The 23,871-nt window shown below is 52.0% G+C and carries 28 protein-coding genes; 8 read left to right on the top strand and 20 right to left on the bottom strand.

All coding sequences use genetic code 11. The features are described 5' to 3' along the window. Positions 1-2: 2 nt before the first annotated feature. The 16 genes from surE to B4O97_RS00460 form a co-directional block, all read right to left on the bottom strand. Positions 3-740, bottom strand: a complete 738-nt coding sequence (gene surE, locus B4O97_RS00530; protein ID WP_083047246.1) for a 5'/3'-nucleotidase SurE — start codon at positions 738-740, stop codon at positions 3-5. Then, positions 718-1,884, bottom strand: coding sequence for a galactokinase (galK, locus tag B4O97_RS00525; RefSeq protein ID WP_083047244.1), 1,167 nt, complete (start codon positions 1,882-1,884; stop codon positions 718-720). The genes surE and galK overlap by 23 nt, the downstream gene beginning before the upstream one ends. 194 nt (positions 1,885-2,078) lie before the next feature. Further along, the gene (gene rpmE, locus B4O97_RS00520; RefSeq protein WP_083047242.1) at positions 2,079-2,285 is read right to left on the bottom strand and encodes a 50S ribosomal protein L31; all 207 of its coding nucleotides are present in this window, start codon (positions 2,283-2,285) and stop codon (positions 2,079-2,081) included. 72 nt (positions 2,286-2,357) lie between these two features. Beyond that, complete coding sequence (gene rho, locus B4O97_RS00515) at positions 2,358-4,085, bottom strand: transcription termination factor Rho (RefSeq protein WP_083047240.1); 1,728 nt, start codon at positions 4,083-4,085, stop codon at positions 2,358-2,360. Between the two features lie 135 nt (positions 4,086-4,220). Further along, the gene (locus B4O97_RS00510) at positions 4,221-4,940 is read right to left on the bottom strand and encodes a CinA family protein (protein WP_269844531.1); all 720 of its coding nucleotides are present in this window, start codon (positions 4,938-4,940) and stop codon (positions 4,221-4,223) included. A 4-nt stretch (positions 4,941-4,944) separates the two neighbouring features. After that, positions 4,945-5,358: a bactofilin family protein gene (locus B4O97_RS00505; protein ID WP_083047238.1), complete on the bottom strand. Its 414-nt coding sequence runs from the start codon at positions 5,356-5,358 to the stop codon at positions 4,945-4,947. Between the two features lie 19 nt (positions 5,359-5,377). After that, a complete protein-coding gene (locus B4O97_RS00500) occupies positions 5,378-5,599 on the bottom strand; it encodes a tetratricopeptide repeat protein (RefSeq protein WP_083047236.1) in 222 nt (73 codons plus the stop codon). Next, the gene (locus B4O97_RS00495) at positions 5,596-6,342 is read right to left on the bottom strand and encodes a response regulator transcription factor (protein ID WP_083047234.1); all 747 of its coding nucleotides are present in this window, start codon (positions 6,340-6,342) and stop codon (positions 5,596-5,598) included. Before B4O97_RS00495 ends, B4O97_RS00500 begins: the two co-directional genes overlap by 4 nt. Before the next feature lie 43 nt (positions 6,343-6,385). Beyond that, positions 6,386-7,984 carry an apolipoprotein N-acyltransferase gene (gene lnt / locus B4O97_RS00490; RefSeq protein WP_083047232.1) on the bottom strand — a complete coding sequence of 533 codons (1,599 nt, stop codon included), beginning with the start codon at positions 7,982-7,984 and terminating at the stop codon, positions 6,386-6,388. A 28-nt stretch (positions 7,985-8,012) separates the two neighbouring features. Continuing rightward, the gene (locus tag B4O97_RS00485; RefSeq protein WP_083047230.1) at positions 8,013-8,312 is read right to left on the bottom strand and encodes an HU family DNA-binding protein; all 300 of its coding nucleotides are present in this window, start codon (positions 8,310-8,312) and stop codon (positions 8,013-8,015) included. Positions 8,313-8,364: 52 nt separating this feature from the next. After that, positions 8,365-8,658: a 30S ribosomal protein S20 gene (gene rpsT, locus B4O97_RS00480; protein ID WP_083047228.1), complete on the bottom strand. Its 294-nt coding sequence runs from the start codon at positions 8,656-8,658 to the stop codon at positions 8,365-8,367. A 114-nt stretch (positions 8,659-8,772) separates the two neighbouring features. Continuing rightward, positions 8,773-8,943: a hypothetical protein gene (locus B4O97_RS19595; protein ID WP_096348822.1), complete on the bottom strand. Its 171-nt coding sequence runs from the start codon at positions 8,941-8,943 to the stop codon at positions 8,773-8,775. A gap of 118 nt (positions 8,944-9,061) precedes the next feature. Further along, positions 9,062-9,931: a PSP1 domain-containing protein gene (locus B4O97_RS00475; RefSeq protein WP_233142867.1), complete on the bottom strand. Its 870-nt coding sequence runs from the start codon at positions 9,929-9,931 to the stop codon at positions 9,062-9,064. A 20-nt stretch (positions 9,932-9,951) separates the two neighbouring features. Further along, complete coding sequence (locus B4O97_RS00470) at positions 9,952-10,437, bottom strand: YaaR family protein (protein ID WP_158084074.1); 486 nt, start codon at positions 10,435-10,437, stop codon at positions 9,952-9,954. Positions 10,438-10,445: 8 nt separating this feature from the next. After that, positions 10,446-10,856: a bactofilin family protein gene (locus B4O97_RS00465; protein WP_083047222.1), complete on the bottom strand. Its 411-nt coding sequence runs from the start codon at positions 10,854-10,856 to the stop codon at positions 10,446-10,448. 352 nt (positions 10,857-11,208) lie between these two features. Then, entirely contained in the window at positions 11,209-12,216 is a 1,008-nt protein-coding gene (locus tag B4O97_RS00460) for a M23 family metallopeptidase (protein ID WP_083047220.1), read from the bottom strand. A gap of 160 nt (positions 12,217-12,376) precedes the next feature. On the opposite strand from B4O97_RS00460, the gene B4O97_RS00455 reads away from it, so the two are divergent. From B4O97_RS00455 to lepB, 8 genes are all read left to right on the top strand, one after another. Continuing rightward, the gene (locus tag B4O97_RS00455; RefSeq protein WP_083047218.1) at positions 12,377-13,150 is read left to right on the top strand and encodes a TatD family hydrolase; all 774 of its coding nucleotides are present in this window, start codon (positions 12,377-12,379) and stop codon (positions 13,148-13,150) included. 15 nt (positions 13,151-13,165) lie between these two features. Further along, positions 13,166-14,158: a tRNA dihydrouridine synthase DusB gene (dusB, locus tag B4O97_RS00450; protein WP_083047216.1), complete on the top strand. Its 993-nt coding sequence runs from the start codon at positions 13,166-13,168 to the stop codon at positions 14,156-14,158. Between the two features lie 101 nt (positions 14,159-14,259). Further along, the gene (purF, locus tag B4O97_RS00445; RefSeq protein WP_083047214.1) at positions 14,260-15,657 is read left to right on the top strand and encodes an amidophosphoribosyltransferase; all 1,398 of its coding nucleotides are present in this window, start codon (positions 14,260-14,262) and stop codon (positions 15,655-15,657) included. Positions 15,658-15,682: 25 nt separating this feature from the next. Continuing rightward, positions 15,683-16,645, top strand: a complete 963-nt coding sequence (purM, locus tag B4O97_RS00440) for a phosphoribosylformylglycinamidine cyclo-ligase (protein WP_083047212.1) — start codon at positions 15,683-15,685, stop codon at positions 16,643-16,645. 1 nt (position 16,646) lies between these two features. Next, positions 16,647-17,216: a phosphoribosylglycinamide formyltransferase gene (gene purN / locus B4O97_RS00435; RefSeq protein WP_083047210.1), complete on the top strand. Its 570-nt coding sequence runs from the start codon at positions 16,647-16,649 to the stop codon at positions 17,214-17,216. Positions 17,217-17,290: 74 nt separating this feature from the next. After that, complete coding sequence (purD, locus tag B4O97_RS00430; RefSeq protein WP_158084073.1) at positions 17,291-18,547, top strand: phosphoribosylamine--glycine ligase; 1,257 nt, start codon at positions 17,291-17,293, stop codon at positions 18,545-18,547. Positions 18,548-18,606: 59 nt separating this feature from the next. Then, positions 18,607-19,005 carry an AIR carboxylase family protein gene (locus B4O97_RS00425; protein WP_083047206.1) on the top strand — a complete coding sequence of 133 codons (399 nt, stop codon included), beginning with the start codon at positions 18,607-18,609 and terminating at the stop codon, positions 19,003-19,005. Positions 19,006-19,071: 66 nt separating this feature from the next. Then, positions 19,072-20,934 (top strand): signal peptidase I, encoded by a 1,863-nt coding sequence (gene lepB / locus B4O97_RS00420; protein WP_083047204.1) that lies wholly within the window; start codon positions 19,072-19,074, stop codon positions 20,932-20,934. Positions 20,935-20,940: 6 nt separating this feature from the next. Here lepB and rlmB read toward each other — a convergent pair whose 3' ends face one another. The 4 genes from rlmB to dnaJ form a co-directional block, all read right to left on the bottom strand. Further along, entirely contained in the window at positions 20,941-21,666 is a 726-nt protein-coding gene (rlmB, locus tag B4O97_RS00415; RefSeq protein ID WP_083047202.1) for a 23S rRNA (guanosine(2251)-2'-O)-methyltransferase RlmB, read from the bottom strand. Beyond that, a complete protein-coding gene (locus B4O97_RS00410) occupies positions 21,663-22,088 on the bottom strand; it encodes a hypothetical protein (protein ID WP_143305455.1) in 426 nt (141 codons plus the stop codon). The genes rlmB and B4O97_RS00410 overlap by 4 nt, the downstream gene beginning before the upstream one ends. A gap of 73 nt (positions 22,089-22,161) precedes the next feature. After that, positions 22,162-22,686, bottom strand: a complete 525-nt coding sequence (locus B4O97_RS00405) for a hypothetical protein (protein WP_083047198.1) — start codon at positions 22,684-22,686, stop codon at positions 22,162-22,164. Positions 22,687-22,716: 30 nt separating this feature from the next. After that, the gene (dnaJ, locus tag B4O97_RS00400; RefSeq protein ID WP_083047605.1) at positions 22,717-23,847 is read right to left on the bottom strand and encodes a molecular chaperone DnaJ; all 1,131 of its coding nucleotides are present in this window, start codon (positions 23,845-23,847) and stop codon (positions 22,717-22,719) included. Positions 23,848-23,871: the final 24 nt, after the last annotated feature.

The raw sequence follows: 23,871 nt of genomic DNA, 5'->3' as shown, positions 1-23,871 counted from the left end.
TCCTACTGCCTGAGCCTTTCTCCGAATTTCACCATGTCGTATTCGGGAACAGGATGAAGATAAATGGGCGAAACGGATATACGATTACGCTTGACCGCATCCCAGTCAGACCCCTGTACAGGTTCGGCATCCGGAAATGTGCCGTTAAGGAAATGGTAGGTATGTCCGTCCGGTGCGGTATAGGACTCGACTGTATCGTGGTAGATCCTTCTGGAAGGATAGGTAATCTCATACTCCAGAAGGTCTTGATCCGGATAGGGAACATTTATGTTGATAAAATGATCCTCATCCCAGACCTTCACCAGCTTCTCCAGGGTATCCGCGATAAAAGCGGCAGCGGCGCTGTAATCGATCCGGTTCTCCTTAAGTAACTGGGAGACGGCAATACCCGGAATCCCCATAAAGGCTGCCTGCCGGGCAGCTGCGGCTGTTCCGGAATAAATCAGATCGGTACCCAGATTGGGTCCGATATTTATGCCGGAGACAACTACATCGGGACTGAAATCAATAGCTCCGTGAACGGAGTAGAGCACGCAGTCCGCCGGAGTCCCGCTGCAGGCATAGCGTCCCGGACCGGCTTCGGCAAATTTAACCGGCGCTTTCAATGTAATCCGGTGTGAACTCCCTGAACGTTCGCCGTCGGGAGCGACAACACAGAGTTCATGTTCCCTAAGGGCCTCTTCGAGGGATTTGAGTCCCGGACTTTCTATTCCATCATCATTTGTCAGTAAGATTTTCATTGTTTAATACCCTGGCACCGTCGGAGACCCTGAAAGGAAAAGCCTCGGCGGCGAAACCGAAGATCCTTTCGTATTCCCCCAGACGGTCGATGTAATCATTCAAAGCTGTTTCGCGGATCAAGGTAAGAGTGCATCCTCCGAATCCCGGTCCGGTCAGACGGGAACCGTACACACCATCTATTTCGCTGGCCCGCTTTACAAGCCAGTCCAGCTCAGGACAGGAAACCTCGTAGGAATCCCGCAGGGACTCGTGGGACCTGTACATGAGACGACCGAAGGCTTCCATATCGCCCTCCGGCAGAAGTTGAATCGCTTCCTTAACCCGGGTGTTCTCCTCCACGACGTGCATGCACAACCGGCGCAGGGATTCGGGCAGAACGCCGATTCCGCTCTTGAGATCCTTGACCGTGTAGTCGCGCAAAGATATCCCGCTCCGCCTTGACTGAAGGTGCTCGACGCACTGCCGGCACTCTTCCCGGCGTTCTTCAATGTAGTCTTCAGCGTTTATATGAGGAACATGGGAGTTGGTAAGAACCAGCACAGCGTCTTTCAATTTCAGGTTTATGTGCCGGTATTCCATGGTCCGCATATCAAGAAAAACCGCTCTGTCCTGTAACGCAAGGAGGCAGGTCGCGACGTCCCCGGGCTCCTTGGGAAGACCGATGAAACGGGCTTCCGCTCCGTAGGCCACATCAATCATATCCTGATCCGACAGGCTGACTCCCAGACATCCGCACACCGCCATGGCGGTGGCGGTACACAGGGCATCGGAGGATCCCAGGCCGATATTCTGGGGGATTGTACTGCTGATAGTGAACTCGAGACCGGGAATATCAATCCCCCGTTCAGTCAGCTCTGCCAGCACCCCTTTGAGATAGTTGGCCCAGCGGTCTTCCCGCTTGTATTTCAGATTTGGAACGGAGGTCTTTTTTCGCTCTCCGGCATCGGCGGTGTAAAAACGCAGAGAGACGTCATCGCGGCGTGAAACGGCAACATCGGCGAAAAGAGGCAAGGCGGCCTGAAGTACAAAACCTTCACTGTAGTCGGTATGTTCACCCATCAGGTTAATTATCCCTGGTGCCCGGGCGATGCAGTCAGGCTTGCGCCCGAACTCCTCGACATGCAGTGCTTGCAGCTCTTTCATTCAACTTCCTTCACCAACACCCGTAGGCCGCTTCGTTTGAAAAATATACTTAACCCATATTACTGGAAAAAACCGCCCATTGCAACAAGATTCCTTCTGCAGGATCCTTGAGTCAGCGGGGAGAAAGGGGTGTCCGGGGTGCCAAATAAAAAGGCGGACATAGCCGGTCCGCCTTACAGGGAAAATTGATGGGTTTACTCGTCCTTGATGCCGTACTTCTTCTTGAAGCGTTCAACACGTCCAGCAGTATCGACAAGCTTCTGCTTTCCGGTAAAGAAGGGATGGCAGCTTGAACAGATTTCCACCTCGATGTCTTTGGAAGTAGACCGGGTTTCGATCACATTCCCGCAGGCACACTTTATAGTGGTAAACTCGTATTTCGGATGTATTCCGCTCTTCATGTTTCGTTCTCCTAAATCTATAGATACCCGATGATTACCGAACCTGGCGGTACGTCACCGGGCTAATATTTTCTAATCAGTAACGGAAGAGGTATTCATGGACCTCAGGAAGGACTCATTATTCTTGGTTTTGCTCATTCTGTCAATCATCATCTCGGTAATCTCGATATCATCCATCGGGTTTATTACCTTCCGCAGGACCCACATCTTCTGAAGTTCGGTTTCCGTGAGCAGAAGTTCCTCTTTTCGGGTTCCTGAGCGTTTTATATTGATGGACGGAAAAAGCCGCCGGTCCGCCATTCTGCGATCCAGGATAATCTCCATGTTACCGGTGCCCTTGAACTCCTCGAAGATGACCTCGTCCATACGGCTGCCTGTTTCGATCAGCGCTGTTGCAACAATTGTAAGACTGCCTCCGTCTTCAATATTCCGGGCTGCCCCGAAAAACCGTTTCGGTCTGTGCAGCGCGTTGGAATCGACACCGCCGGAGAGGATCTTGCCCGAGGTTGGAACAGTCTGGTTGTAGGCCCGGGCCAGGCGTGTTATGGAGTCAAGGAGTATAACCACGTCGTTTCCGTGTTCCACAAGACGTTTCGCCTTCTCGATAACCATTTCGGCAACCTGCACATGCCGGGTAGCCTGCTCGTCAAAGGTAGAGGCAATTACCTCGCCCTTTACGTTACGCCGCATATCCGTCACTTCCTCCGGACGCTCGTCTATCAGCAGTACGATCAGATAGACCTCCGGATGATTCGTGGTAATGGCGTTGGCTATCTGCTGCAGAAGGATTGTTTTACCTGTTCTGGGAGGCGATACGATCAGTCCCCGCTGCCCCTTTCCAATGGGACAGAACAGATTAATCATCCTCGTGGAGATCGGTCCGCCTTCCCTCTCCATATTGATCCGCGTCTCCGGGTAGAGGGGAGTCAGATTGTCAAAGGGTATCCTGGTCTGGGCTTCTGCGGGATCCCGAAAGTTAACCGAATCGACCCTGAGCATTGCAAAGAAGCGCTCCCCTTCCTTGGGGGGGCGGATATGGCCGGAAACGGTGTCGCCGGTTCGAAGGTTGAACAGGCGAATCTGAGAAGGAGAAATATAGATGTCGTCCTGGCCGGGAAGGTAACTGTTCTGGGGTGACCGGAGAAATCCATAACCGTCGGGGAGAATCTCAAGTGACCCATAGGCAGTTATTCCGCCGCCCACCGAAGTATGGGACTTGAGAATCGCGAAAATGACCTCCTGCTTTTTCATGGACCCAAGATTGTCCGGAGAGACTCCCTTGTCTATGGCAAAAGCCCGCAGATCACCCATATTCATCCGGGTGAGCTCATTTATACTCAGCTTATCTTTTTCTTTACCTGAAGAGTTCTGCCCTTTTCCGGAGCCGTGATGATTTGAATGGTCCGGATAATAGGCGGAAGCGGTGGGAGCGGCCTGTTCCTGGTTGTCGGAACTGCTTTCTTCGGACTGATTATCTTCATCCATGGGGGAATCCTTAATCAGTTCCACCCGGATTTTCTTCTTCTTGGGCCGTCTCTTTACCGGTTCCCTGGAAGACAGGTCGGAAGCATCGTTCGAAGAGGAGGAACCCTCTCCGTTGGCCGATTTTTTCCGGACCCTTCGCTTTTTAAAAGACTCCTGGTTATCCTCCGGAGACTTGCTGTTACTGTTTTCTTCTTCCTGAAACGCTGAATTCTCTGTAAGACTCAATTCATTCTGTACCGTTTCGGAGGTTTCCACTTGCGACTCCTCGTGTTCACTAGCGTTTTTCATGGTGCCACGCTTACGAAGTAAGGCCATGTATGTACTCCATGTGGTAGGGGATTAATCAATATTCACACCCTGGCAGATTTGCATGATTTTGGATTTCCGTTATACGTTATATAAGGAGGCCCGGTTTCAGATTATCGTACCGAGCATAAATGCGTGAAACAATTAATAACAAGTATAATCAGCTATCCATTCGGTGTCAAGTAAAGCCCCATCTATTTGATTTGCGAGTCCCGCCAGGGCCACGGCAGCCGCCTTGTGTCTGACCTGGCCGCGTTTTCCGCTGAACACGCATTTTAAGGTCTGCATTTTTTCGCGATACCTGAAGGCGAACCACACGGTTCCCACAGGTTTTTCCGGAGTTCCGCCCCCGGGCCCGGCAATCCCCGAGACGGCAAGAGCCGCGTCGGCACCGGATAGCTTTATAGCGCCCTCCGCCATGGCCCCGACGGTTTCTTCTGACACCGCCCCATGGTCAGGAATGCTGGAAACCCCCAGCACTCTCTCCTTGGCATCATTGGCATAGGTCACCATGGATCCCCAGAAAACATCAGAGCTTCCGGCTATACCCGTTACCATTGATCCGGCCAGCCCTCCGGTACAGGACTCTGCAAAGGCCAGCATAATCCCTGCTCTGAGAGCACTCTGAACAGTCAGCCCGGCGGGATTCATATCGCCCCTGGCGATAAAAGGGGCACAGCAACGCTCAACAAGCTTAAGATTCTCCGCTTCACGGCCGGTGGTGCTGCTTCGCAGAATGGTTCCGTATGCGCCGGAAATATAATCCACTTCAGTCAGGTTTACCCCGCAATCGTCAAGACGTCTTTCTACACCTTCAGGGGTAATTCCGAGAATATTCAATGATCCTGCATATGATCGATCCATGCTGCTAATGGGTATGAGTAAGAATCTTTTTCAGTTTATCCGGAGCAGCGGAAAAGATATCGATAGCATCACCGCCTTCGAGCATATCGCACTTACCGCGAAATGAAACACCCTCGGCTACCTTCAGCTTCGGGGTCTTTATATTGCCTATAACTGTTCCGGTGGCTTCAATCTCAAGACGCTTGGAGGCCGTAATATTGCCCACCACGGTACCGGCAACAACTACCGCCCCTACCACGATGTCTGCTTCCACATGCGCCCCGGGGGCAATGTGCAGCGTACCCCTGGACTCAATCTTTCCGGAATACCGCCCCTCGATTCTCAGAGAGGTTGTAAAGCTTAGATCTCCGGCAAAGGATGTTGCACTTCCAAGAGTGGTTGTTGGAACTTCAAGTCTGTTGGAGCTGATAATCGCCATGCTGTCTGTGCATCCGTTATTATTTTGTATTCATGACAAACACACCGTCCCAATCCTCGGGAGGTGGATTCTCAATGTAATGTTTACAACGCAGGTAGTATACCTTCGATGGACCGTCTTCAGGATCTATCTCCAGAGCCTGGGCAAAAAACTGCCTGGCTTTTTCGAACTCCATAAGCTTATACTGCTTTCTTCCCTGACCGAAAAGATCCAATACTTTTTTTTTCTCTTCCGAAATCACGAGGAAACCTCGGGAACCTCCTGGTTCTCCTTCCAGCTGGAAAAATGTCTCTGAAACCTTTTTTCCAGATCCTCAAGAAGATCGGCATCCGCATCTTCCTGCAGCTCAGGGCGCTTCTGAAGATCCCTGATCTCATCCTCCAGGCTGTGAAGGGTAACAAGCACCTGCTTGGTTTCCACCTGCACCGCCTCAACAAAGTCCTGAATTTCTTTTTTCGAGTTCACATCAAGGGTCTCTACCCGTTTCTGCAGGGACTCCACCGGTTCTTTCAGATGCTGGGTAAAATAGATAAGGGACTGATTCAGGGATTCAATGGATGCTATCTTCCGTTCTTTCTGAACTACCTGGCGCGACAGTTCCCGGCTGCGCAACACCGCACGAATCCGGGCGAGGACCTCGGAGAAATTGAAGGGCTTGGTAATGTAGTCCTCAACTCCAAGCTCAAAGCCCTCTATTTTGTCCTTCACATCATCCATGGCAGAGAACATTATTATAGGGATATCGCTGAATTCCCCGTAATCGTCGCTGGTTTTCAGAATCTTCGTCAGTTTCCAACCCGACATTTTGGGCATGATATTGTCGAGAATGATCAGGTCGGGACGATCATTCTTCAGTTTTTCCAGAGCCTCTTCGCCGTCTTCAGCTTTGTTTACCTGGAAGCCCAGTTTGCTGAGCATCACATCGAAGAAATCGCGGTTTATTGGTTCATCATCGACTATCAGAATCTTTGTCTTTGCGTTCATTATGCGTTCCTATACAATATCTTCCTATATGTCGCCCGGCTTGTCAATGTCGGCTTGGCCGTAAAAAACCGAAGACCAGTACGATTATTCCGCTCATGAGCATCAGCCAGGCAAACCAGTCGCCAAAACGGGTATACAGGGTTGTGCGGCTGTCATCGATGGGCACATCGGCGATGAGATAGTCGGCAGTGAAGGGTTCAAGACTGGAAGTAATACGCCCGTCGGGGTCAATTACGCAGGTAATGCCGCCGTTGGTACTGCGTACAACACTGCGTCTGTTCTCTACGGCACGGAAAACCGCCATCCCGGCATGCTGCATCTCCGCCGCCACGGAACCGGACCATGAATCGTTGGTCATATTGACAATGACCTGGGCTCCCCGGCGGACAAATTCACGACTCAGATACCCGAAAACATCCTCAAAGCAGATGGGAGTAGAGAACCTTACCCCCCCGGTTTCAAATACAGTATACTCCGTACCCTTCTCCCAGAAATGGGTATCCGCCTCGATCAGCATGCGATGCATACCGGGGAGAATGTTTTCGTAGGGGAAATGCTCGGTAAAAGGAACCAGATGGGTCTTCCGGTAGATTTCGACCATTTCGCCCTTCTCGAAGAGAATGGCAGCGTTGTAGTCAGCGGGAACAAGGGGCTCTCCCGGAGCAGCGCTGTTTTCAGCATGATCGTTTCCCACCACAAAGGGAACATCCTGCTCTTCCAGGTAATCCAGCAGGTCTCTTACAAGCTCATAGTGAGGTCTGGATGTCCGATAGCGGTTGTGCCACTCAATTCGGGGGACAAAGGCGGTCTCCGACCAGATAACGATGTCCGGATCCTCTTTGAGGGCCCGGTCGGAAAGCTCTGTCAGGGAATTAAGGGCGCTTTTATACGCATCTATGCTGTTCTTCCAGGGGTCCTCGTTCTGCTGGATCAGGGCAACCTTCCACTGCGGCTTATCCGTATAATCACCCATGGCCAGCGCTCCTCCGGCGACGACAAGGACCATGACCACAGCCCACACAGCGGCATCGATTCGATGTTCACGAAAAAAACGGAGAGCATACTGCGGATCGGATTTCTTCAGAGCGTTTCCGATATAGGCTGACGGAAAGATAACCAGCAGAGACACTCCCCACATTCCGGTCAGCGCAGACAATTGAATCAGAGGAACATACAGGTACTGTGAGTAGCCCAGATTCCCATAGGGGTATCCCAGAAAACCCTTGGTCCTCAGGAATTCATAGCCCATCCAGAGAAGTATCTGCACCAGGTACCCGTATCTGGGAAAAAGCCGGTCTGCAGCCTTGAGAAGGGGAAAAAGAACAAAAAAGTAGGCGGAATAGATAAGAGGGACAATAAAAATAGCCAGGGGATGAAAAATCGCCAGCCAGTAATTGAAAACAGCATACGCGGCCAGACCGTAAAACCATCCCAGAACAAAGGAGGATATCCAGCCGGTACGGTGTACAACGATAAAAGCGGGAACGATGGAGATATACGCCAGAAATCCCCAACCCCGGGTGGAGAGAAAACTTGGAAAAGAGAGAGAAAAACAGAGAGCTGATACAATCAGTAAAAACAGGTCTATTCCAAGAGACCGCAGCCTGACTGCGATACTACCAGGTGAACTGACGGTTTTCATGTTTTTTGCCTTAAGCGATGATAATCAATCAGGTTCGCAGGGGCCAGGCAATCTGTTTGAGTTCCTTACCAGGACGAAAAACTGCTACCCCGTGGGCGCTTACCGGTACGATTTCTCCGGTTTTCGGATTACGAGCCTTTTCTCGACCTTTACGGGTCCGGATTTCGAAGGTTCCAAATCCGCGCAGTTCCACAACCCGATCTTCCTGCAGACCATCCTTCAGCTGGTCGAAAAACTCGTCAAGAATCCGATGGACATCCTTGCGGTTAACGCCGGTCTTTTCGAATATACTATCGATTATTTCGGCTTTTGTGAGCTTGTTACTCACCTGCGCAGCTCCTTCCTCGAAAACCAAATTTCGGTTCGGAAACGAGGCTGCTTTAAGCCTCGCTTCCTTGCTTCAACTGTTTAAGAACTTTGTTGAGTCGAGATTTTTTTCGTGCAGCGGTGTTCTGATGATAAACACCTTTCCCTGCTGCCGTATCGATCAGTTTAACCACTGTCTGATACCGGCTTTCTGCTTCAGCTGTATCATTATCGCGAACAGCTTTTAAAAAGTTCTTTTTGGCCGTAAGAATGCTGCTTCTGCGAATTCTATTACGCATTCTGCGTTCTCGGCTCTGTCTATGCCGCTTGGCGGCGGAACCTTTTCCAGGCAACGTACTACCCCCCATGTTGGTAAAATAAGGCTGGTTTCGATCTGGTAAAGTACCAGATAAATCCTTTCCTGTCAATACAATAAAGGCCGCACGTACGTGCGGCCCGGCGTTTGTTTATATTCGCGGGGACTATCTGAAATCCCGTGGGCGCCGTTCAGTGCGTTTGCACTTTTCACACTCTGCGACGTTTCGCAATCGTCCGTTCGCAAAAATCGACTTCATCTTGACCTCGCCGCCGCAGGGGCACTCAAAACGCTGAGTTGCGGAACCTGCACGGGCGTTCTTACTAATCTGCGCCATCGCTTAACTCCTTCCCAAAAAATAACTACGCAGTCATACCAGATACTGCGGATATGGTTTTATATATCAGAAAAACGTGACTCAATCTATCATGCTCACGGAACAGAAGTCAAGGTCGCTAATCCTCGTCAATCCGAAGAATTCTCCATTTTCTGGTCTCTCCATCCCGTTCAAAGCTGGTCACCGGTACATCCGTCACCCCGCCCTCACTTGAATGGAGCTTCACAGTCTTGGACAGAACGTTGACTTCTGCGACTTTATAGGTCAGGCCGTTAAAGGGAATACGAGCCCCCTCGGGAGGAAAGGAACGCTTCTCTTCACGGTAAAAGTCATATTCATAGGACAGACAGCACAAAAGGCGACCGCAGGGACCGGAAATTTTCATGGAATTCAGACTCAGGTTCTGTTCCTTTGCCATCTTGATGGAAACAGGGTTCAGCTTGTCGGTAATTCCGTTACAGCAGAGAACCCGTCCGCACACACCGATGCCACCCAGCACCCGGGATTCATCCCGAACCCCGATCTGCCGCAGCTCTATACGGGTCTTGAAAACGGCCACCAGATCCTTGACGAGTTCACGAAAATCGACCCGGGCTTCAGCGGTAAAGAAAAAAAGCAGCTTGGACTCTTCATCCAGATAATGGGCGGATACGAGTTTCATATCGAGACCCCTGGCATCCACCTTTTCTCTGCAGACCTGCAGAGCCTCCCGCTCCCGTTCCAGGTTTTCCTCATGTCTTTTCATGTCGGAATCGTTCGCACGCCTGACGATATTGATCATCTCGCCTTTATCGCCGGCTTTCTGACAGCAGCAGGAGTTCCCCAGAACAAGCGCCAGATCCTTGCCGTAGCGGGAGTCAACGATCAGCATGTCACCTTTTACAAGGGGATCGTCCTTGGGAAAAAGAGCAAGATGGGTTTCACTCGAATGGACCACCTTTATTCTATAACAGCAGGAATCCTTATTCAGTTCCTGATTATTCTCCATAAATAAACCTCGTATTGGGATCATCCCGTCAGATCGACAAGGAGTCCCTGGATCTCTTCTACTTTTTTCAAAATTTCCAGTTTATCAGACTGATTCTGAAGAATCCCGGCGGCCAGCTGTTCAAGCTTTTTGTCAACAACCGATATAAGGGTATAGCGTTTCGGCGCCTTGAAAATGCTCAGACGGGCACCTTCCTGATGCTCAATCTGCCGGGTATTCTTTACCACATAACGAAGAAATGCCTTGACAATACGTTTATAGGCAAGAACGTTCTTCATGCCCGGATCTTCGGAAAGACGCTCACCCGCCTCATGTATCTCGTCGAGAATTCCTTCAAGATCGGCGCCGTCGGGAATATCCGGCAGGTCGAGAGCGACCTCCGCTTCATCGGCGGATTGAACAAAGGATCTGAAGTCCTTTTTTATCTCTCCCTTTTTTTCGACCCGGCGTTTTTCATTCCGATGAAAAGGTATTGGAGCGCCAGTCAGCGGATCAATCCGGTCCACACTTCTTCCTATTTCCGGGCGGCCTCAAAGGGCTGATACACCGCGGTATCGGGAGTATCAAGGGGAATCTCACGATCCCCGCTTATCCGGCATTCGCCGTTCACTATGACTCCTTCCTCCACTATAAGCCGGGGAGACCGTACATTCCCAAGCATGAGGCCGGAGGAGAGGATAACCAGTTTCTCCGTACAGGAGATATCTCCCTTTACTGCCCCACCCACAACAACAGTTCTGGCCGAAACGGACCCTTCCACTCTGCCGGATTTTCCTATGAGAACCTTTCCTTCGGTTGCGATGGTTCCCAGAAAATCTCCATCGATCCTCAGGAGCCCCGAAAGAGACAGATTCCCTTCAAAACGGGTCCCTTCGCCGATAAACGAATTAATAAAAGCGCCTTCAGCGCCAATAACATCACTCATACAATACTATGCCGCCACAAGTTTTATAATTTGCAGGGAACACCCCTGAAAACAGGCTTTTTTACCCATGGAAAAATACCGTTTGTTCACAAAGATCCCTGGGCATATACTAATCGTTCGGCGCCTGTTTTTCAAGCCAAAGCGGAAACCTCATTGAAAACATGAGAAATCAGGTCTGAGATTTCAGAGGTGCCTGGCCTTATGGGCACCTCTGATAACTACTCTTTTTCCCATATCCTGCGTCGTCAAGATTTCCCGCGGTCCTCAACTCTTGTTAGCACAAGAATCTGCGGTCGCTACAAAATCTTTCCTTCTTGACTATGGGAAAAATACCACGTTCTAAGAGGTGCCTTTATTTAATATTGAGGAATCGGGCGGGATCGACAACCTGCGATCCGATGCGGACTTCATAATGCAGGTGGGGTCCCGTGGAAAGGCCCGTGGAGTCCATGGTTCCGATACGCTGTCCCTGGGTAATTGAATCCCCTTCCCGGACAAAGACCCGTCCCATGTGGGCATATTTTGAATAAAAACCGTATTTATGCCGGATCAGTAGATAGTTCCCGAAGCCCAGGGGTTCGTACTTTCGCTCCACAACCTTGCCGTTGGCTGCGGCGATTATGGGAATTCCGTACCCGTAGGCGATATCAATACCCTTATGAAGATACCACTGCTTGGTAAAAGGGTGTTCCGCCGGACCAAAGGGGTTGGTAATTCGTCCGATACCTCCCTCGACAGGCCAGATGGAAGGCAGATCGTACAGCAGATCACCCTGGGCGGACAGCAGTTTGGAAATACTCTCCAGGGATTTCGCGGAATCGAGGAACAGGGCCCCCATGCTCTGGAGATCGCTGAGTTCCCGCATTACTCCTTCCTGCTGTTCCTCCATGCCGAGAAAGCTGGACAGGTCACCGTCTGCAGTCGGCTGCCCGGTACCCCGGTCCTGAAGACCCAGGGTGGACAGAGCCTCGTTCAGGGATGCTTCAAAGACCCTGGAGGATTTCTTCAGAGAAGCAATCTCGTCCCGGATGAGTTCCAGATTCGCCTGGGTACCTTCCAGATTGATGGAGCGGTCCTTGAGCAGGGAGGAGATTCCGGAGTAATGGGTTCCATAATAAAAGAAAAAGGTAACGACCCCCGAAAGAAGAGCGGCAAAAAAGATCATCGCGAACACGGATATTTTAAAATTGAAGATCTTTTTTTCCGAATGGGGAATGAACATTACGGTGAAGCGCTGTTTCCCTATGGCGATTATTGAGTTGAAAGACCGTCCGACAGCGGAAAACAAACGAAAAAACAGCGTGCCCACGGCAAGAAACAGTTTATTTTCCACTTTTTTGTACTGGTTAGCGGGGGACACAACCTTCTCCTCGGGGACTGAAGTATAATTCCCTGAATGAGCAAAGATTACCATGTTGATAAAACTTTGTCAAATAATTATTGACGCCGTCGATACTTCGTGATACTTTACGGTTGTATACGTAAGTATTCTGCGTAATCTTCACACAATGGAAGCCGACATGAAGTTTTTTGACACTCACGCGCATATAGGGCTTATCAATGAAGACCCCATTGATCAGCTTATTATTGTTTCTGAGGCCAGACAGGCCGGGGTTCAGCATATTGTCTCCATCTGCAATAATTTGCAGGATTTCTTTCAGGTTTACGAGAACCTGAAGACTGCAAACTATATATATCACAGTATCGGCGTTTCTCCATCAGAAGTTTCGCATCCGGGCAAAGATTGGGAAAGAAAAATCATCGAAGGCTCCGCATTCGACCGAATTGTCGCCATTGGAGAGATAGGTCTCGACTATTTCCGTAAATTCGGCAACCGGGATTCCCAGATCGAACTGTTTATCCGGCAGCTGGAACTGGCGGCCAAGCTGGATTTTCCGGTGATCATTCACAACCGCGAAGCCGGCAGTGACGTCCTCGATATTCTCACCGAGAAGCTTCCTCCCAAAGGCGGCGTCCTTCACTGTTACTCGGAGGACTGGGCCTACGCCAGACAGGCCCTGGAACTGAACCTGTACATCTCCTTCGCAGGAAACGTCACCTACCGGAACGCCAAGAACCTTCATGAAACGGCCCTGAACATGCCGCTGGACCGCATGCTCATCGAATCCGAAAGCCCCTTCATGGTTCCAGCCGCCTACCGGGGAAAACGGAACCGCCCCTCCTATATCGGCGCCACCGCCGAATTCCTGGCGGAGCTGAGGGGACTGGACTCCGAAGAGATGGCGGATATCCTCTACAATAACGCCTGCCGCTTCTTCGGCATCCAGGAGTAAGCGGAAGATCGCCACATGTCCGCCGTTCTGCTGCATCCCCTGACACTGGGCACCACAGTCCTGGAAGGGAATATACTGTGTGCCCCCCTGGCGGGGTTTACGGATGTTCCTTACCGGGAACTCGCCGTGGAAGCAGGGGCGGACCTCTGCTTTACCGAGATGGTCTCCTGTGAGGCACTGATCCGGGAAAATCTGAAAACCCGGAAGCTTCTTATCCGGGGCAGGAACGAAACCAACTACGGAATCCAGGTATTTACCTCCTCTCCAGAGAGCGCTGCAGCGGCAATGGAGTATATCATCCCCTTTACACCAACTGTCATAGATCTCAACTGCGGATGTCCGGTACCCAAGGTAATAAAAACCGGTGCCGGAGCAGCCCTCATGAAGGACCCCGTGCAGATAGGGGAGATTGTGAGGGCCATGAAAAAAACCACATCCCTTCCGGTAAGTGTAAAACTTCGTACCGGGTGGGACCATCAGAACTACACCTTTATCGAAGCCGCCCTCCGCGCCCAGGATGCGGGCGCATCGATGATAAGCCTGCATGGGCGAACCCGGAGCCAGGGTTACGGAGGCAAAGCCGACTGGGAACAGATCGCCCGGCTCAAGGAGACAGTGGAAATACCTGTTACCGGTAACGGGGACATCTTCTGCGCCGAAGATGCCCGCAGGATGCTCCTGCAGACCGGATGCGATGCGGTGATGATCGCCCGGGGAGGGTTGGGTAATCCCTTTCTGTTCCGGGAAATACGCTCACTCCTGTCCGGTCTGGAAGTCCTTTCTCCACCGACTCCCCGGGAACGGATTGAAACGGCCCTGGGCCATCTTGAACGCTGCGTGGAGGTAAAAGGCGAAGCCCTGGCTGTCAAGGAAATGAAAAAACAGCTCTGCTCCTACACGAAGGGCATCAACGGTTCCGCCGCATTCCGAAACCAGCTTGTCCACTGTGAAAGCCTGGGAGAATACCGCGGTTATTTTTCAGAATTCCTCTCTTCCCTTCAGGAGTGAAGCCGACCTGTTCAGCCGGCGGCCGAGAAATTCGGTCCTGAGCTCCTCAATACAGGCGGCGACGGTTGACCCTGCCGCTCAAAGGGTGTTATATCTTCTCAATGGAACAACAAGGCGATTCTCTCAGGCATCACTGCGGCGTTGTGGGAGTTCACAGCGCCAATCCCGACAATATTCCGGAAAAGCTCTTTTACGGGCTTTTTGCCCTGCAACACCGCGGCCAGGAGAGCGCCGGTATCTGCTACCGGAAGGAGATCCCCGAAGACGGTACCGGCCGCTTTGTGACCTACAAAGACCTCGGGATGGTCTCCACAGTCCTGTCCCGTTATCTGGAAAAACCCCATCCTTCAACCCTGGGCATCGGTCATGTCCGCTATTCAACCCGGGGAGGCAACCGGCTGGAAAACGCCCAGCCCCTGGCGGCTTCATGCAACAAGGGCTCGGCGGCCATCGCTCATAACGGAAACATATCGAATGCCTCCGCTCTGAATGCCAGACTCTCCATGGATGGTTCTATTTTCCAAAGTACATCGGATACGGAGCTTATTCTGCACATGATAGCCCGATCCAGGCAGCCGGACTTCAAATCGGCGCTTATTGAGACCCTGGGTGAGCTGGAAGGGGCCTTCAGCATGGTAATGCTCCACGAGGACCAGCTGATCGCCATACGGGATCCCTGGGGATTTCGCCCCCTCTATATCGGCTTCTCCGACACGATTACAGCAGTTGCCTCCGAAACCTGTGCCCTGGATATGCTGAAAATCAGGGACTTCAGGGAAGTCAAACCGGGGGAGATCCTCTATATAGACTCCTCGGGAGTAAAAAGTGAAACCTTCGCTCCCGGAACAGAACCGAAACGCTGTGTTTTTGAGCTCATCTATTTTGCCCGGCCGGATTCCCTGGTATTTGAAGAGTCCGTACATCTGACCCGCAAGGCCATGGGTGCAGCCCTGGCTATGGACGAATCCGCAGAGGCCGACCTGGTTATGCCGGTCCCCGACTCAGGCAACAGCGCTGCTCTGGGTTACGCGGAACAGTCCGGACTGCCCTTCGAACAGGGCCTTACCCGGAACCATTATGCCGGCCGATCCTTTATTCTTCCCACCACATCCCAGCGGGAGCTTGCGGTACGGATGAAGCTGCATCCGGTCCGGGAGGTCGTCCGCGGCAAGAGGATAATACTGGTGGACGACTCCCTGGTACGGGGTACAACAAGCCGCATTCTGATATCCCTCATGCGCGAAGCAGGAGCGAAGGAGGTACACCTTCGCCTCTCCGCACCCGAAATAAAATTCCCCTGCTACTACGGAATAGACATACCCACCCGTAAGGAATTGATTTCCAACTCCCTGAGCCCGGATGGAATTGCCGCTCATATAGGAGCGGACAGTGTGAAATTCCTGAAAATTCCCCGTCTGATGGAGTGCCTGAAAGATGGCGAAGGCTACTGTTATGCCTGTTTTACCGGGAATTACCCGGTGCAGCCCCGGGAAGTATAGATTACCCACAAGGAGAACCCCTGTTATGAGTACCTATAAGGAAGCCGGAGTCGACATCGAAGGCGGTGACCGCTTTGCCCGCTTCATAGCATCAATAAAATCCCCCGCCCTGGGTCCGGGGATAGGCGGATTCGCCGGCGGAATGGAGCTGGACCTGTCGGGATACCGGGAACCCGTAATGCTCTCCTGCACCGACGGAGTGGGAACAAAACTCCTGATCGCCCAGAAACTGAAAACCTACAACACCGTGGGCATCGATCTTGTCGCCATGAGCGTGAACGACCTGATTGTCTGCGGTGCGAAGCCGATGCTCTTTCTGGATTATATCGCCATCGGCGGACTGGATGAGTCCATTCTGCATCCCTTGGTTGAAGGTATCATAGCCGGATGCGAAGACGCGAAATGCCGCCTTGCCGGGGGAGAGACCGCCGAAATGCCGGATCTCTACGATTCAGGGGAGTTCGATCTGGCCGGTTTTGCCGTGGGTATGGTTGAAAAATCCCGGATGCTTCCCAAAAAAGAGATGATCCGCCCGGGAGATTCAATAATAGGCCTTCCCTCTTCAGGAATCCACTCCAACGGACTCTCCCTGGCCCGCAAGGCGATCCCTGAATCCGAAACCGGGCTCCTGAAGGAACTTCTGACTCCCACCAGGATATACGTACGGGAACTGACACCCCTGATCGAGTCCGGTCTTGTCCTCGGAGCGGCCCATATAACCGGCGGGGGACTGGAAGGCAATATTATCCGGGTCCTGCCCCAGGGGCTGCGTCCGGTCCTCGACCGCAACTGGCCGGTCCCGTCGATTTTTGAAGCCATACAGAGACACGGGGGAATCGATACTGAAGAGATGTACCGGGTTTTCAATATGGGAATCGGCATCGCCCTGGTCGTTCCCCGGGCGGAAGAAGCCAGCCTGCTCAAGCTCTGCGAGGACAGGAAAATTCGGGCACTCCCCATCGGACGGGTAGAGACGGAGAACCTTTAAGGTGGGGAATGTTGCGGTTTTCGCCTCCGGCAGCGGATCGAACTTCCAGGCCATCGCCGACGCTCTGAAGGAATCACCCCACAGACTGGTTCTGCTGGTCTGTGACCGAAAGAAGGCCTATGTCCGGCAGCGTGCACAGGCTGCCGGCATACCGGTGGAGGACATCAACTATTTCCGGGGCGATACCCGGGAGGATGCGGAGAGAGAGCTTCTGGAAAGGCTGAAACCCCGTTCCATAGATCTTATAGTCCTGGCAGGTTTTATGCGCCTGCTGTCGCCTCTTCTTGTGGACGCCTATAAGGACCGGATTATCAACATTCACCCGAGTCTTCTGCCCAAATACCCCGGAACCCATGGCATCGAAGAGAGTTACCGCTCCGGAGACAGGGAACTGGGGATTACAATACACCGGGTGGATTACGGACTGGACACCGGACCGGTAATCCGTCAGGGCAAGATACCCCGCATCGACGGCGAAAGTCTGGAGGACTTTGAAGCCCGCATCCACGCACTTGAACATCGCCTCTATCCTGAGGTAATCTTGGACATCCTCGAAGGGAACATCAGCTAAGGGTCGTACCTGCCCCGGGGATAAGCAGAAAAGGTATGTAATAAATCACCCACACAACAACAAGGAGCGTCTGTTTGAAGGTACTTATCGTAGGTTCCGGAGCCAGGGAGCACGCTTTAGCCTGGAAATTCAGCACCAGCAAGCGCATCTCGGCGCTGTATATAACACCGGGAAATGCCGGCACTGATGAACTGGGAGAAAACCTCCCCGACGTCGATCCGGCGGATCCTGCAGCCATTACCGAAGCGGCAGTGAACCGCAAGGTAAGTCACGTGGTGATCGGACCCGAGGTCCCTCTCGCGGCAGGCGTTGCGGACTCCCTGAAAAACGCGGGTATCGCGGTAATCGGACCTGAAAAAGCATCCGCACAGCTCGAGGCCAGTAAGCAGTTCTCCAAGAACTTCATGCTCCGAAACAAGGTGCCTACTGCTGCCTCCGTTACGATCGACAGCCCGAAACAGCTGGCCGGGGAACTCGCTGGCCGCAGCGGAAAGGTGGTACTGAAAAAAAGCGGACTCGCCGCAGGAAAAGGGGTGCTTGAATCTGACAATACCGAGGAACTGCAAAGCTTCGGGGAAGAGGTTCTGAAAGAAGACAGCCTTATTATGGAAGAGTTTCTCACCGGATTCGAGGTCTCCATCTTCGCCCTTCTGGACGGCAGGAATTATATACTTCTTCCCCCCTGTGCTGATTTCAAAAAAGCCGGTATCGATGATTCCGGGCCCAACACCGGAGGGATGGGGGCGATCTGCCCGGTTCCTACGGTCTCCAACGGCTTACTCGCCCGCATAGAAAAGGACGTCGTCGAACCGACGATCAAGGGGCTTGTGAAGGAAAACCTCATGTACACGGGGGTTCTTTATTTTGGGCTGATGATTACCGAATCCGGTCCGAAACTTCTGGAATATAATGTGCGCTTTGGAGATCCCGAAGCCCAGGTCCTGCTTCCTCTGATTGAATCCGACATCGGGAACCTTATAGATGCCATGGCACAGGGAAAACTTGAGGACTTCCCCTTGCGGATATCCGAAAAGTCGGCCCTGGGGGTAGTGGTCGCAAGCGGGGGATACCCGGGCCCCTACAAAAAGGGCGTAAGGGTGGATAATCTGCCGAAGGACAACGGAAAAGACTGTGTACTTTTCCATGCATCCACGACCCTGAGTCCGGAGGGGCAGATCCTTACCGGCGGAGGTCGCTGCTTTACCGTTGTCGGGCTGGGTTCAAGTCCGCTGAGCGCACGGGCGAAGGCTTATTCCGTGGTTCCGGAGGTCCAGTTCAAAGACTCCTGGTACAGACCGGATATCGGCAAGAAATTCTTTACCGAGAATTAAGTTCCCTAGCATTAACCGGGGCACAGGGCTTTCGCCGCCGGAAAACAGGAGATACAAGCATGAAAGACATTCTGGTTTTAATCGGTTCAGAATCGGACAAGGACTCGGTGCAGCCTGCCGTGGAGCTGATGAAGGAAAAGAAAATATCCTTCGATCTGAAGGTATATTCGGCCCATCGCAACCTGGAGGAACTTCAGAAATTTCTCAGGGAGAATGAGGACAGCTACCGTCTGATTATCGCCGCCGCAGGCCTTTCTGCAGCGCTTCCGGGGGTGGTTGCCTCCATATCCACAAAACCGGTAATCGGGGTTCCTCTTGTAGCCGGGGCTTTGAGCGGCATTGATGCCCTGCTTTCCATACTGCAGCTCCCGAAGGGCATTCCCGTAGCTACCATGGGCATAGGAAAACAGGGAGTTCTGAACGCGGTACACCTTGCCGAAAGGATTCTGAAGGTTTAGCTTCGCGATCACCGATGGTTTTTTCCGGGTTGTCATTTTTCCGGCAACCCACTACTATCCTTCTCTATGAAGACCAAAATTACCACGCTGATACAAGGGCAGCGGAATAATCCTTCCTGGTATCTGCCAGCCCTTCTGCTGATCATATGGACACTTGATTCCCTGTTCTCGATATTCTTTACCGGATTCCGCAGCGTGGATTGGGCCCTTCTGACATCCCTGGCGATAAAATTACTGATACTATCCCTGAACAGTTTTTTTCTGTACAGGCTGTTTCTCAAGGAAGATTCCCGCTGGTACAAGAAAGCAAAGACCTACGCCGGATATTTTATTGTATTTGTCTATGTTTTTTACAACCTGCCGCGGATGTCCTGGGAAATGTCCGGACTGATAAATGATACCGTATACACCCGGCTGTGGATTGCTTCCTTTGTTTCCACCCTGCTGCCGACCCTCTTTTACCTGAGTCTCTGGTATCCGCCCTTTCAAAAAGCCTGGGGAGTATATATCTCTAAAGCTGAGCAGAAGGAACTTCGGCGACAGCAGAAGGAGAAGCGTATAAAGCGTCCCCTTAAAACCGCGATATGGGAAAATGTCGATGCGGTTCTGCAGTCCATTATTATTGTAATAATTCTGCAGCATTTTATATTTCAGCTCTATGTTATTCCCACCGAATCCATGGTACCGACCTATCTGATCAAAGACCGTACCCTGGTAACGAAGTTCCAGTCCGGACCGGCCATTCCCCTGACAAAATGGCGGCTCCCGGTTCTTTCCAAACCAGAACGGGGAGATATCGTTGTATTCCAGAGTCCCGAATACACCCACAAGACCCTGGCCCGACGTGTTTTCCAGCAGTTTATCTACTATATAACCCTGACAATGGTTGATATTGACCGTGATGACAACGGAATGCCCCGCAAGCGCTTCATAGTAAAAAGACTGGTCGGGGAACCCGGTGAAAAACTGATGATGATCGACGACACACTGTATGTAAAGCGTCAGGGAACGGATTTTGTCCCCCTCGAAGAGGATAAAACCTACTCCCATGTTGATCTGTATGCTCAGCCCGAGAGGATACGTGAGAAGATTGAATATATGCCTCTGGATGCCTCGACGCGTCAGATGCTCGACTATTGGGATGCCTACAAATCGAATGCAGATATCCGCGGACTGAGCCTTGAGCTGGAACAGCTGTGGGATTCTCTAAGGCGAGACCTGGAAAGCTTTAACCCTTCGGATGTGGAATATCTTGAGAACAACCTGATCGGGCAGATGCTGCAGCGGGGAAACAATCCGGAGGATCTTCTTGAAGAGATCCATATCCGCCTGGAATCAATCGGCCTGAAGGCATTCCAGTATGCCGACTCCTACCGCTACGATATTCTCCTGCTGCTCGATGCCCTCACCGGGGACGGCAGCGACCTTGAGGACTATGTGCAGGGGGGAATCGACTCTGCGAACAGCAGCACTGAAAATGAGTTCAAGGAATCCTCCAAAAAGCTGAACCTGATTTTCAAGGTCCAGCAGGTACGGCGTCTGCAGCTTTTTGCGGACTTTGTACAAGAACGCGCAACCCCGGCGGAGATCTCGTCTTCAGTGGATTTTGCATCTGCCCAGCAGGACGCCGAAGAGCTGTTCCGCTACCTGACCGAGTTTTACGATAACCGGAATTTTCCTCCCATACCCGAAGAGAGGGATGCCTATATCCCCAGGGGAAGCTATTTTCTCATGGGAGACAATCGGTACAATTCCCTTGATTTCAGGCACTCCCACACCGGGCGGAGTCTCAGTTCCCTGGACAAGGACGACCGCGTTTCCATCATGTATTTCTCGCTGCTGGACCCTTATCTGCTGGAGTCTAAAAACATTCTTGGTAAAGCTGTAGCGACCTTCTGGCCTCCCGGAAGGATCGGACTTACCCGATAGCCGGGGCTACCAGGCCTGCTGACGTCGGATCTCGTAGAGAATGATGCCGGCGGCCACCGAGACATTCAGAGAATCCAGCCTGCCTCTCGTCGGAACCGCGACCTCCGCGTCACAGTGGGTGGCCAGATTTGCGGAAATTCCCCTCCCCTCGCTGCCGAGGACAATGGCAATCCGGCCGGTAAGATCCACCGAATGGATCGGATCCCCCCCCATGGCGGCACCGTATACCCAGAAACCATGTTTTTTCAGTTTCTCCACAGCCCGGGAGAGATTCGGTACCTGGGCAAAGGGCACATGATGGACGGCACCAGCGGAACTGTTGGCCACAACCTCAGTTTCGGAAGCGGCACGACGTTCCGGGATGCATACAAAATCGGCTTCAAACTGGTCCGCGGAACGCAGAATGGCGCCAAAGTTATGGGGATCGGTAATTCCGTCCAGCAGGAGAACCAGCAGGCTGGTCTGATTATCCCCGATGGATTCAATGAATCCTTCAAAGGAACTTTCAGGGGTATACCCTTCTATGGATAAGGCTATGCCCCGGTGCTCGCTGGAACTGAGTTCCCTGAGTTCAGGGGCGGAGAGACGCACAAGGGGTACCCCCCTCCTCGCGGCAAGTTCTTCGATCTTTTTTATCCTGGGGCCCTTTCCTGAAACATACAGCGTCCCTTTGCCCCTTCCTGCCGACTTGAGAGCCTCTTCTATTGCATGGAAACCTGTTAAAAAACTCATTCTTCGCTGAAATCTTTTACCTTGTCTATTTCGCCGTCAAAGTCCAGGTCCTGCTCATACCTGCGTATATATACGCCTTCCTCCACATGGACCCATACATCAACCTTTCCGTCGTAGTTTGAGTCGATCTCCCTCCGGATTAACACTCCCTCGGCGTAGAAATAAAAATCATCCATGTTTCCGTCATGATTGAAATCCAGCCGTTCTTCGACCATTACCTCTTCTTTGTCAAAGATATGGGCATAGTTGACATTTCCGTCAAAATTACTGTCGTAATAAATCGCTTTTCTCTTCCCATCCTCAAAAACAGTCCAGGTGTCATCACGGCCGTCACCGTTTTCATCCGAACCTACCCGTTCCGTGGAAAAAACAGTAAGAAAGGACATCAAAAAAAAGAGCAGAATTACTGCGGGAATACGCATCAGAAGCATCCTCAGTATCTTTTTTGAAGCAGCAGCTTCACCTCCACACTATCGGCATCGGTCATTTTAATCTTTACGAAACCTCTTTTTCCGCCTCTTCCAGTCTCCGAATCAGCTTGTTCACCCTGAAGGCGACCTCTCGCAGCCGGTCCTTTTCCCGGAGTTTGATCTGTATGCCCTTACTGCCCTGCAGGACTTTATCTATATCGCTGTTGATACGGAAAGCCGGCCCTGCTATGCGGTGGGAGTAGCGTATCCCGAAAATGATCATAATAATCATGATTATCAGATTATTGAGCAGAATGGCGGGCAGGACAAGTTCCCATCGTTTGATTCCAAGGATGGTTTTTGTGCCTGGAACCTTGACCACCCTCTCCACCCCCTCTTCTATAATGATCCGTTCTTCAATAACCTGACGATCGATGGTAATGAATTCCTTGAAGAGGTTCTCACCTGCCATATTCGAGACCCAGTAGTAGAGTCCCACAACCAGGGTGAAGATCACGAGGGACACCAGTACACTCAACAGAAAAGAACCCACGAATCGCAGCTGGAAGCGTCTGTCCACCACCAGCTGCCTGCGTTTATTCCTGGCCATGGGAAACCTCCTCTTTTAAATTATATCTGTTTATCTCAATTGAGAAAGAGGAACAGGCTCAGGATGAGTATTTTCTCCCTCCAGCTCTGAGAATTCCTTAAGAAGGGACTTGGCCTTTCCTGAAAGCTTTGTGGGAACGGAGACGCTGATTTTTATATAGAGATCTCCCCGGGACTGCGCATTGTGCAGATGGGGTACCCCTTCACTTCTGATTCTCAGTATTTTTCCGTTCTGTGTTCCCGCGGGAATCTTTACCTTGATCTTTTTGTCATCCAGGGTCGGAACAAAGATCTCAGCCCCCAGAGCCGCCTGGGTCATGGAAATCGGGATCACACAGTACAGGTCATTTCTGTCCCGTTCGAAGAACCTGTGGGGAGCGACGCTAATATATACGTACAGATCTCCCGGAGATCCCCCGTTTGATCCGGCATCCCCCTGTCCGGGAATGTTTATTCTTTTTCCATGTTCGATTCCCGGCGGGATGGTAACCTTGATTTTCTGATTTTTGGGCTGAACCCCGGAACCGGCGCAGGCGGAACAGGGATTTTCGATGATGTATCCCTCTCCTGAACATGTCGGACAGGGTGAAGCTATTGAAAAGAAACCGGAACTTCTGCGCACCTGCCCGGACCCCCCGCAGGTCGGACACACACGTTTGCCGCTTCCGGAGGTTGTTCCCTTGCCGCTGCATACTGAACAGGCGGCGTTCTTTCGATAGGAGATCTCCACCTTGGTACCAAAAACCGCATCCCGAAAAGGAACCTCCAGGTTATACCTCAGGTCCGCGCCGCGATTACCCGTACCCGACGATCGGCGTCGGCCGCCCCGGCTGCCGCCGCCGAAGAAGGAGTCAAATATGCCACCGAAATCACCGAAGATATCTTCAAAATCCCGGAATACGGTGGAGTAGTCGTGGGTACCGCCGCCTGCCATGCCTTCAAGTCCGGCAAAACCGAACTGATCATAGGTCTGCCGTTTCTGATCGTCTCCCAGGACCTCATAGGCCTCGGTGGCCTCCTTAAAGCGCTCCTCCGCTTCCTTATCGCCGGGATTGCGATCCGGATGGTTTTGTACCGCCAGTTTTCGATAGGCTCTTTTTATCTCTTCTTTCGAGGCGTCCTTGGACACCCCCAGGACTTCGTAGTAATCACGCTTGGCCAAAGTAGAATCCATCCTTCCTGGAGA

Source organism: Marispirochaeta aestuarii (assembly GCF_002087085.1).
Taxonomy (GTDB): Bacteria; Spirochaetota; Spirochaetia; order JC444; family Marispirochaetaceae; genus Marispirochaeta; species Marispirochaeta aestuarii.
Note: the sequence above shows the minus strand (reverse complement) of the source record. Positions and strands in the feature narration are given on the sequence as shown.

What these genes read in the sequence shown, in the direction of transcription:
- surE (WP_083047246.1), bottom strand. Translation starts at nt 740, where the DNA reads ATGAAAATCTTACTGACAAATGATGATGGAATAGAAAGTCCGGGACTC.
- galK (WP_083047244.1), bottom strand. Translation starts at nt 1,884, where the DNA reads ATGAAAGAGCTGCAAGCACTGCATGTCGAGGAGTTCGGGCGCAAGCCT.
- rpmE (WP_083047242.1), bottom strand. Translation starts at nt 2,285, where the DNA reads ATGAAGAGCGGAATACATCCGAAATACGAGTTTACCACTATAAAGTGT.
- rho (WP_083047240.1), bottom strand. Translation starts at nt 4,085, where the DNA reads ATGGCCTTACTTCGTAAGCGTGGCACCATGAAAAACGCTAGTGAACAC.
- B4O97_RS00510 (WP_269844531.1), bottom strand. Translation starts at nt 4,940, where the DNA reads ATGGATCGATCATATGCAGGATCATTGAATATTCTCGGAATTACCCCT.
- B4O97_RS00505 (WP_083047238.1), bottom strand. Translation starts at nt 5,358, where the DNA reads ATGGCGATTATCAGCTCCAACAGACTTGAAGTTCCAACAACCACTCTT.
- B4O97_RS00495 (WP_083047234.1), bottom strand. Translation starts at nt 6,342, where the DNA reads ATGAACGCAAAGACAAAGATTCTGATAGTCGATGATGAACCAATAAAC.
- lnt (WP_083047232.1), bottom strand. Translation starts at nt 7,984, where the DNA reads ATGAAAACCGTCAGTTCACCTGGTAGTATCGCAGTCAGGCTGCGGTCT.
- rpsT (WP_083047228.1), bottom strand. Translation starts at nt 8,658, where the DNA reads ATGGGGGGTAGTACGTTGCCTGGAAAAGGTTCCGCCGCCAAGCGGCAT.
- B4O97_RS19595 (WP_096348822.1), bottom strand. Translation starts at nt 8,943, where the DNA reads ATGGCGCAGATTAGTAAGAACGCCCGTGCAGGTTCCGCAACTCAGCGT.
- B4O97_RS00475 (WP_233142867.1), bottom strand. Translation starts at nt 9,931, where the DNA reads ATGGAGAATAATCAGGAACTGAATAAGGATTCCTGCTGTTATAGAATA.
- B4O97_RS00465 (WP_083047222.1), bottom strand. Translation starts at nt 10,856, where the DNA reads ATGAGTGATGTTATTGGCGCTGAAGGCGCTTTTATTAATTCGTTTATC.
- B4O97_RS00455 (WP_083047218.1), top strand. Translation starts at nt 12,377, where the DNA reads ATGAAGTTTTTTGACACTCACGCGCATATAGGGCTTATCAATGAAGAC.
- dusB (WP_083047216.1), top strand. Translation starts at nt 13,166, where the DNA reads ATGTCCGCCGTTCTGCTGCATCCCCTGACACTGGGCACCACAGTCCTG.
- purF (WP_083047214.1), top strand. Translation starts at nt 14,260, where the DNA reads ATGGAACAACAAGGCGATTCTCTCAGGCATCACTGCGGCGTTGTGGGA.
- purM (WP_083047212.1), top strand. Translation starts at nt 15,683, where the DNA reads ATGAGTACCTATAAGGAAGCCGGAGTCGACATCGAAGGCGGTGACCGC.
- B4O97_RS00425 (WP_083047206.1), top strand. Translation starts at nt 18,607, where the DNA reads ATGAAAGACATTCTGGTTTTAATCGGTTCAGAATCGGACAAGGACTCG.
- lepB (WP_083047204.1), top strand. Translation starts at nt 19,072, where the DNA reads ATGAAGACCAAAATTACCACGCTGATACAAGGGCAGCGGAATAATCCT.
- rlmB (WP_083047202.1), bottom strand. Translation starts at nt 21,666, where the DNA reads ATGAGTTTTTTAACAGGTTTCCATGCAATAGAAGAGGCTCTCAAGTCG.
- B4O97_RS00410 (WP_143305455.1), bottom strand. Translation starts at nt 22,088, where the DNA reads ATGCGTATTCCCGCAGTAATTCTGCTCTTTTTTTTGATGTCCTTTCTT.
- B4O97_RS00405 (WP_083047198.1), bottom strand. Translation starts at nt 22,686, where the DNA reads ATGGCCAGGAATAAACGCAGGCAGCTGGTGGTGGACAGACGCTTCCAG.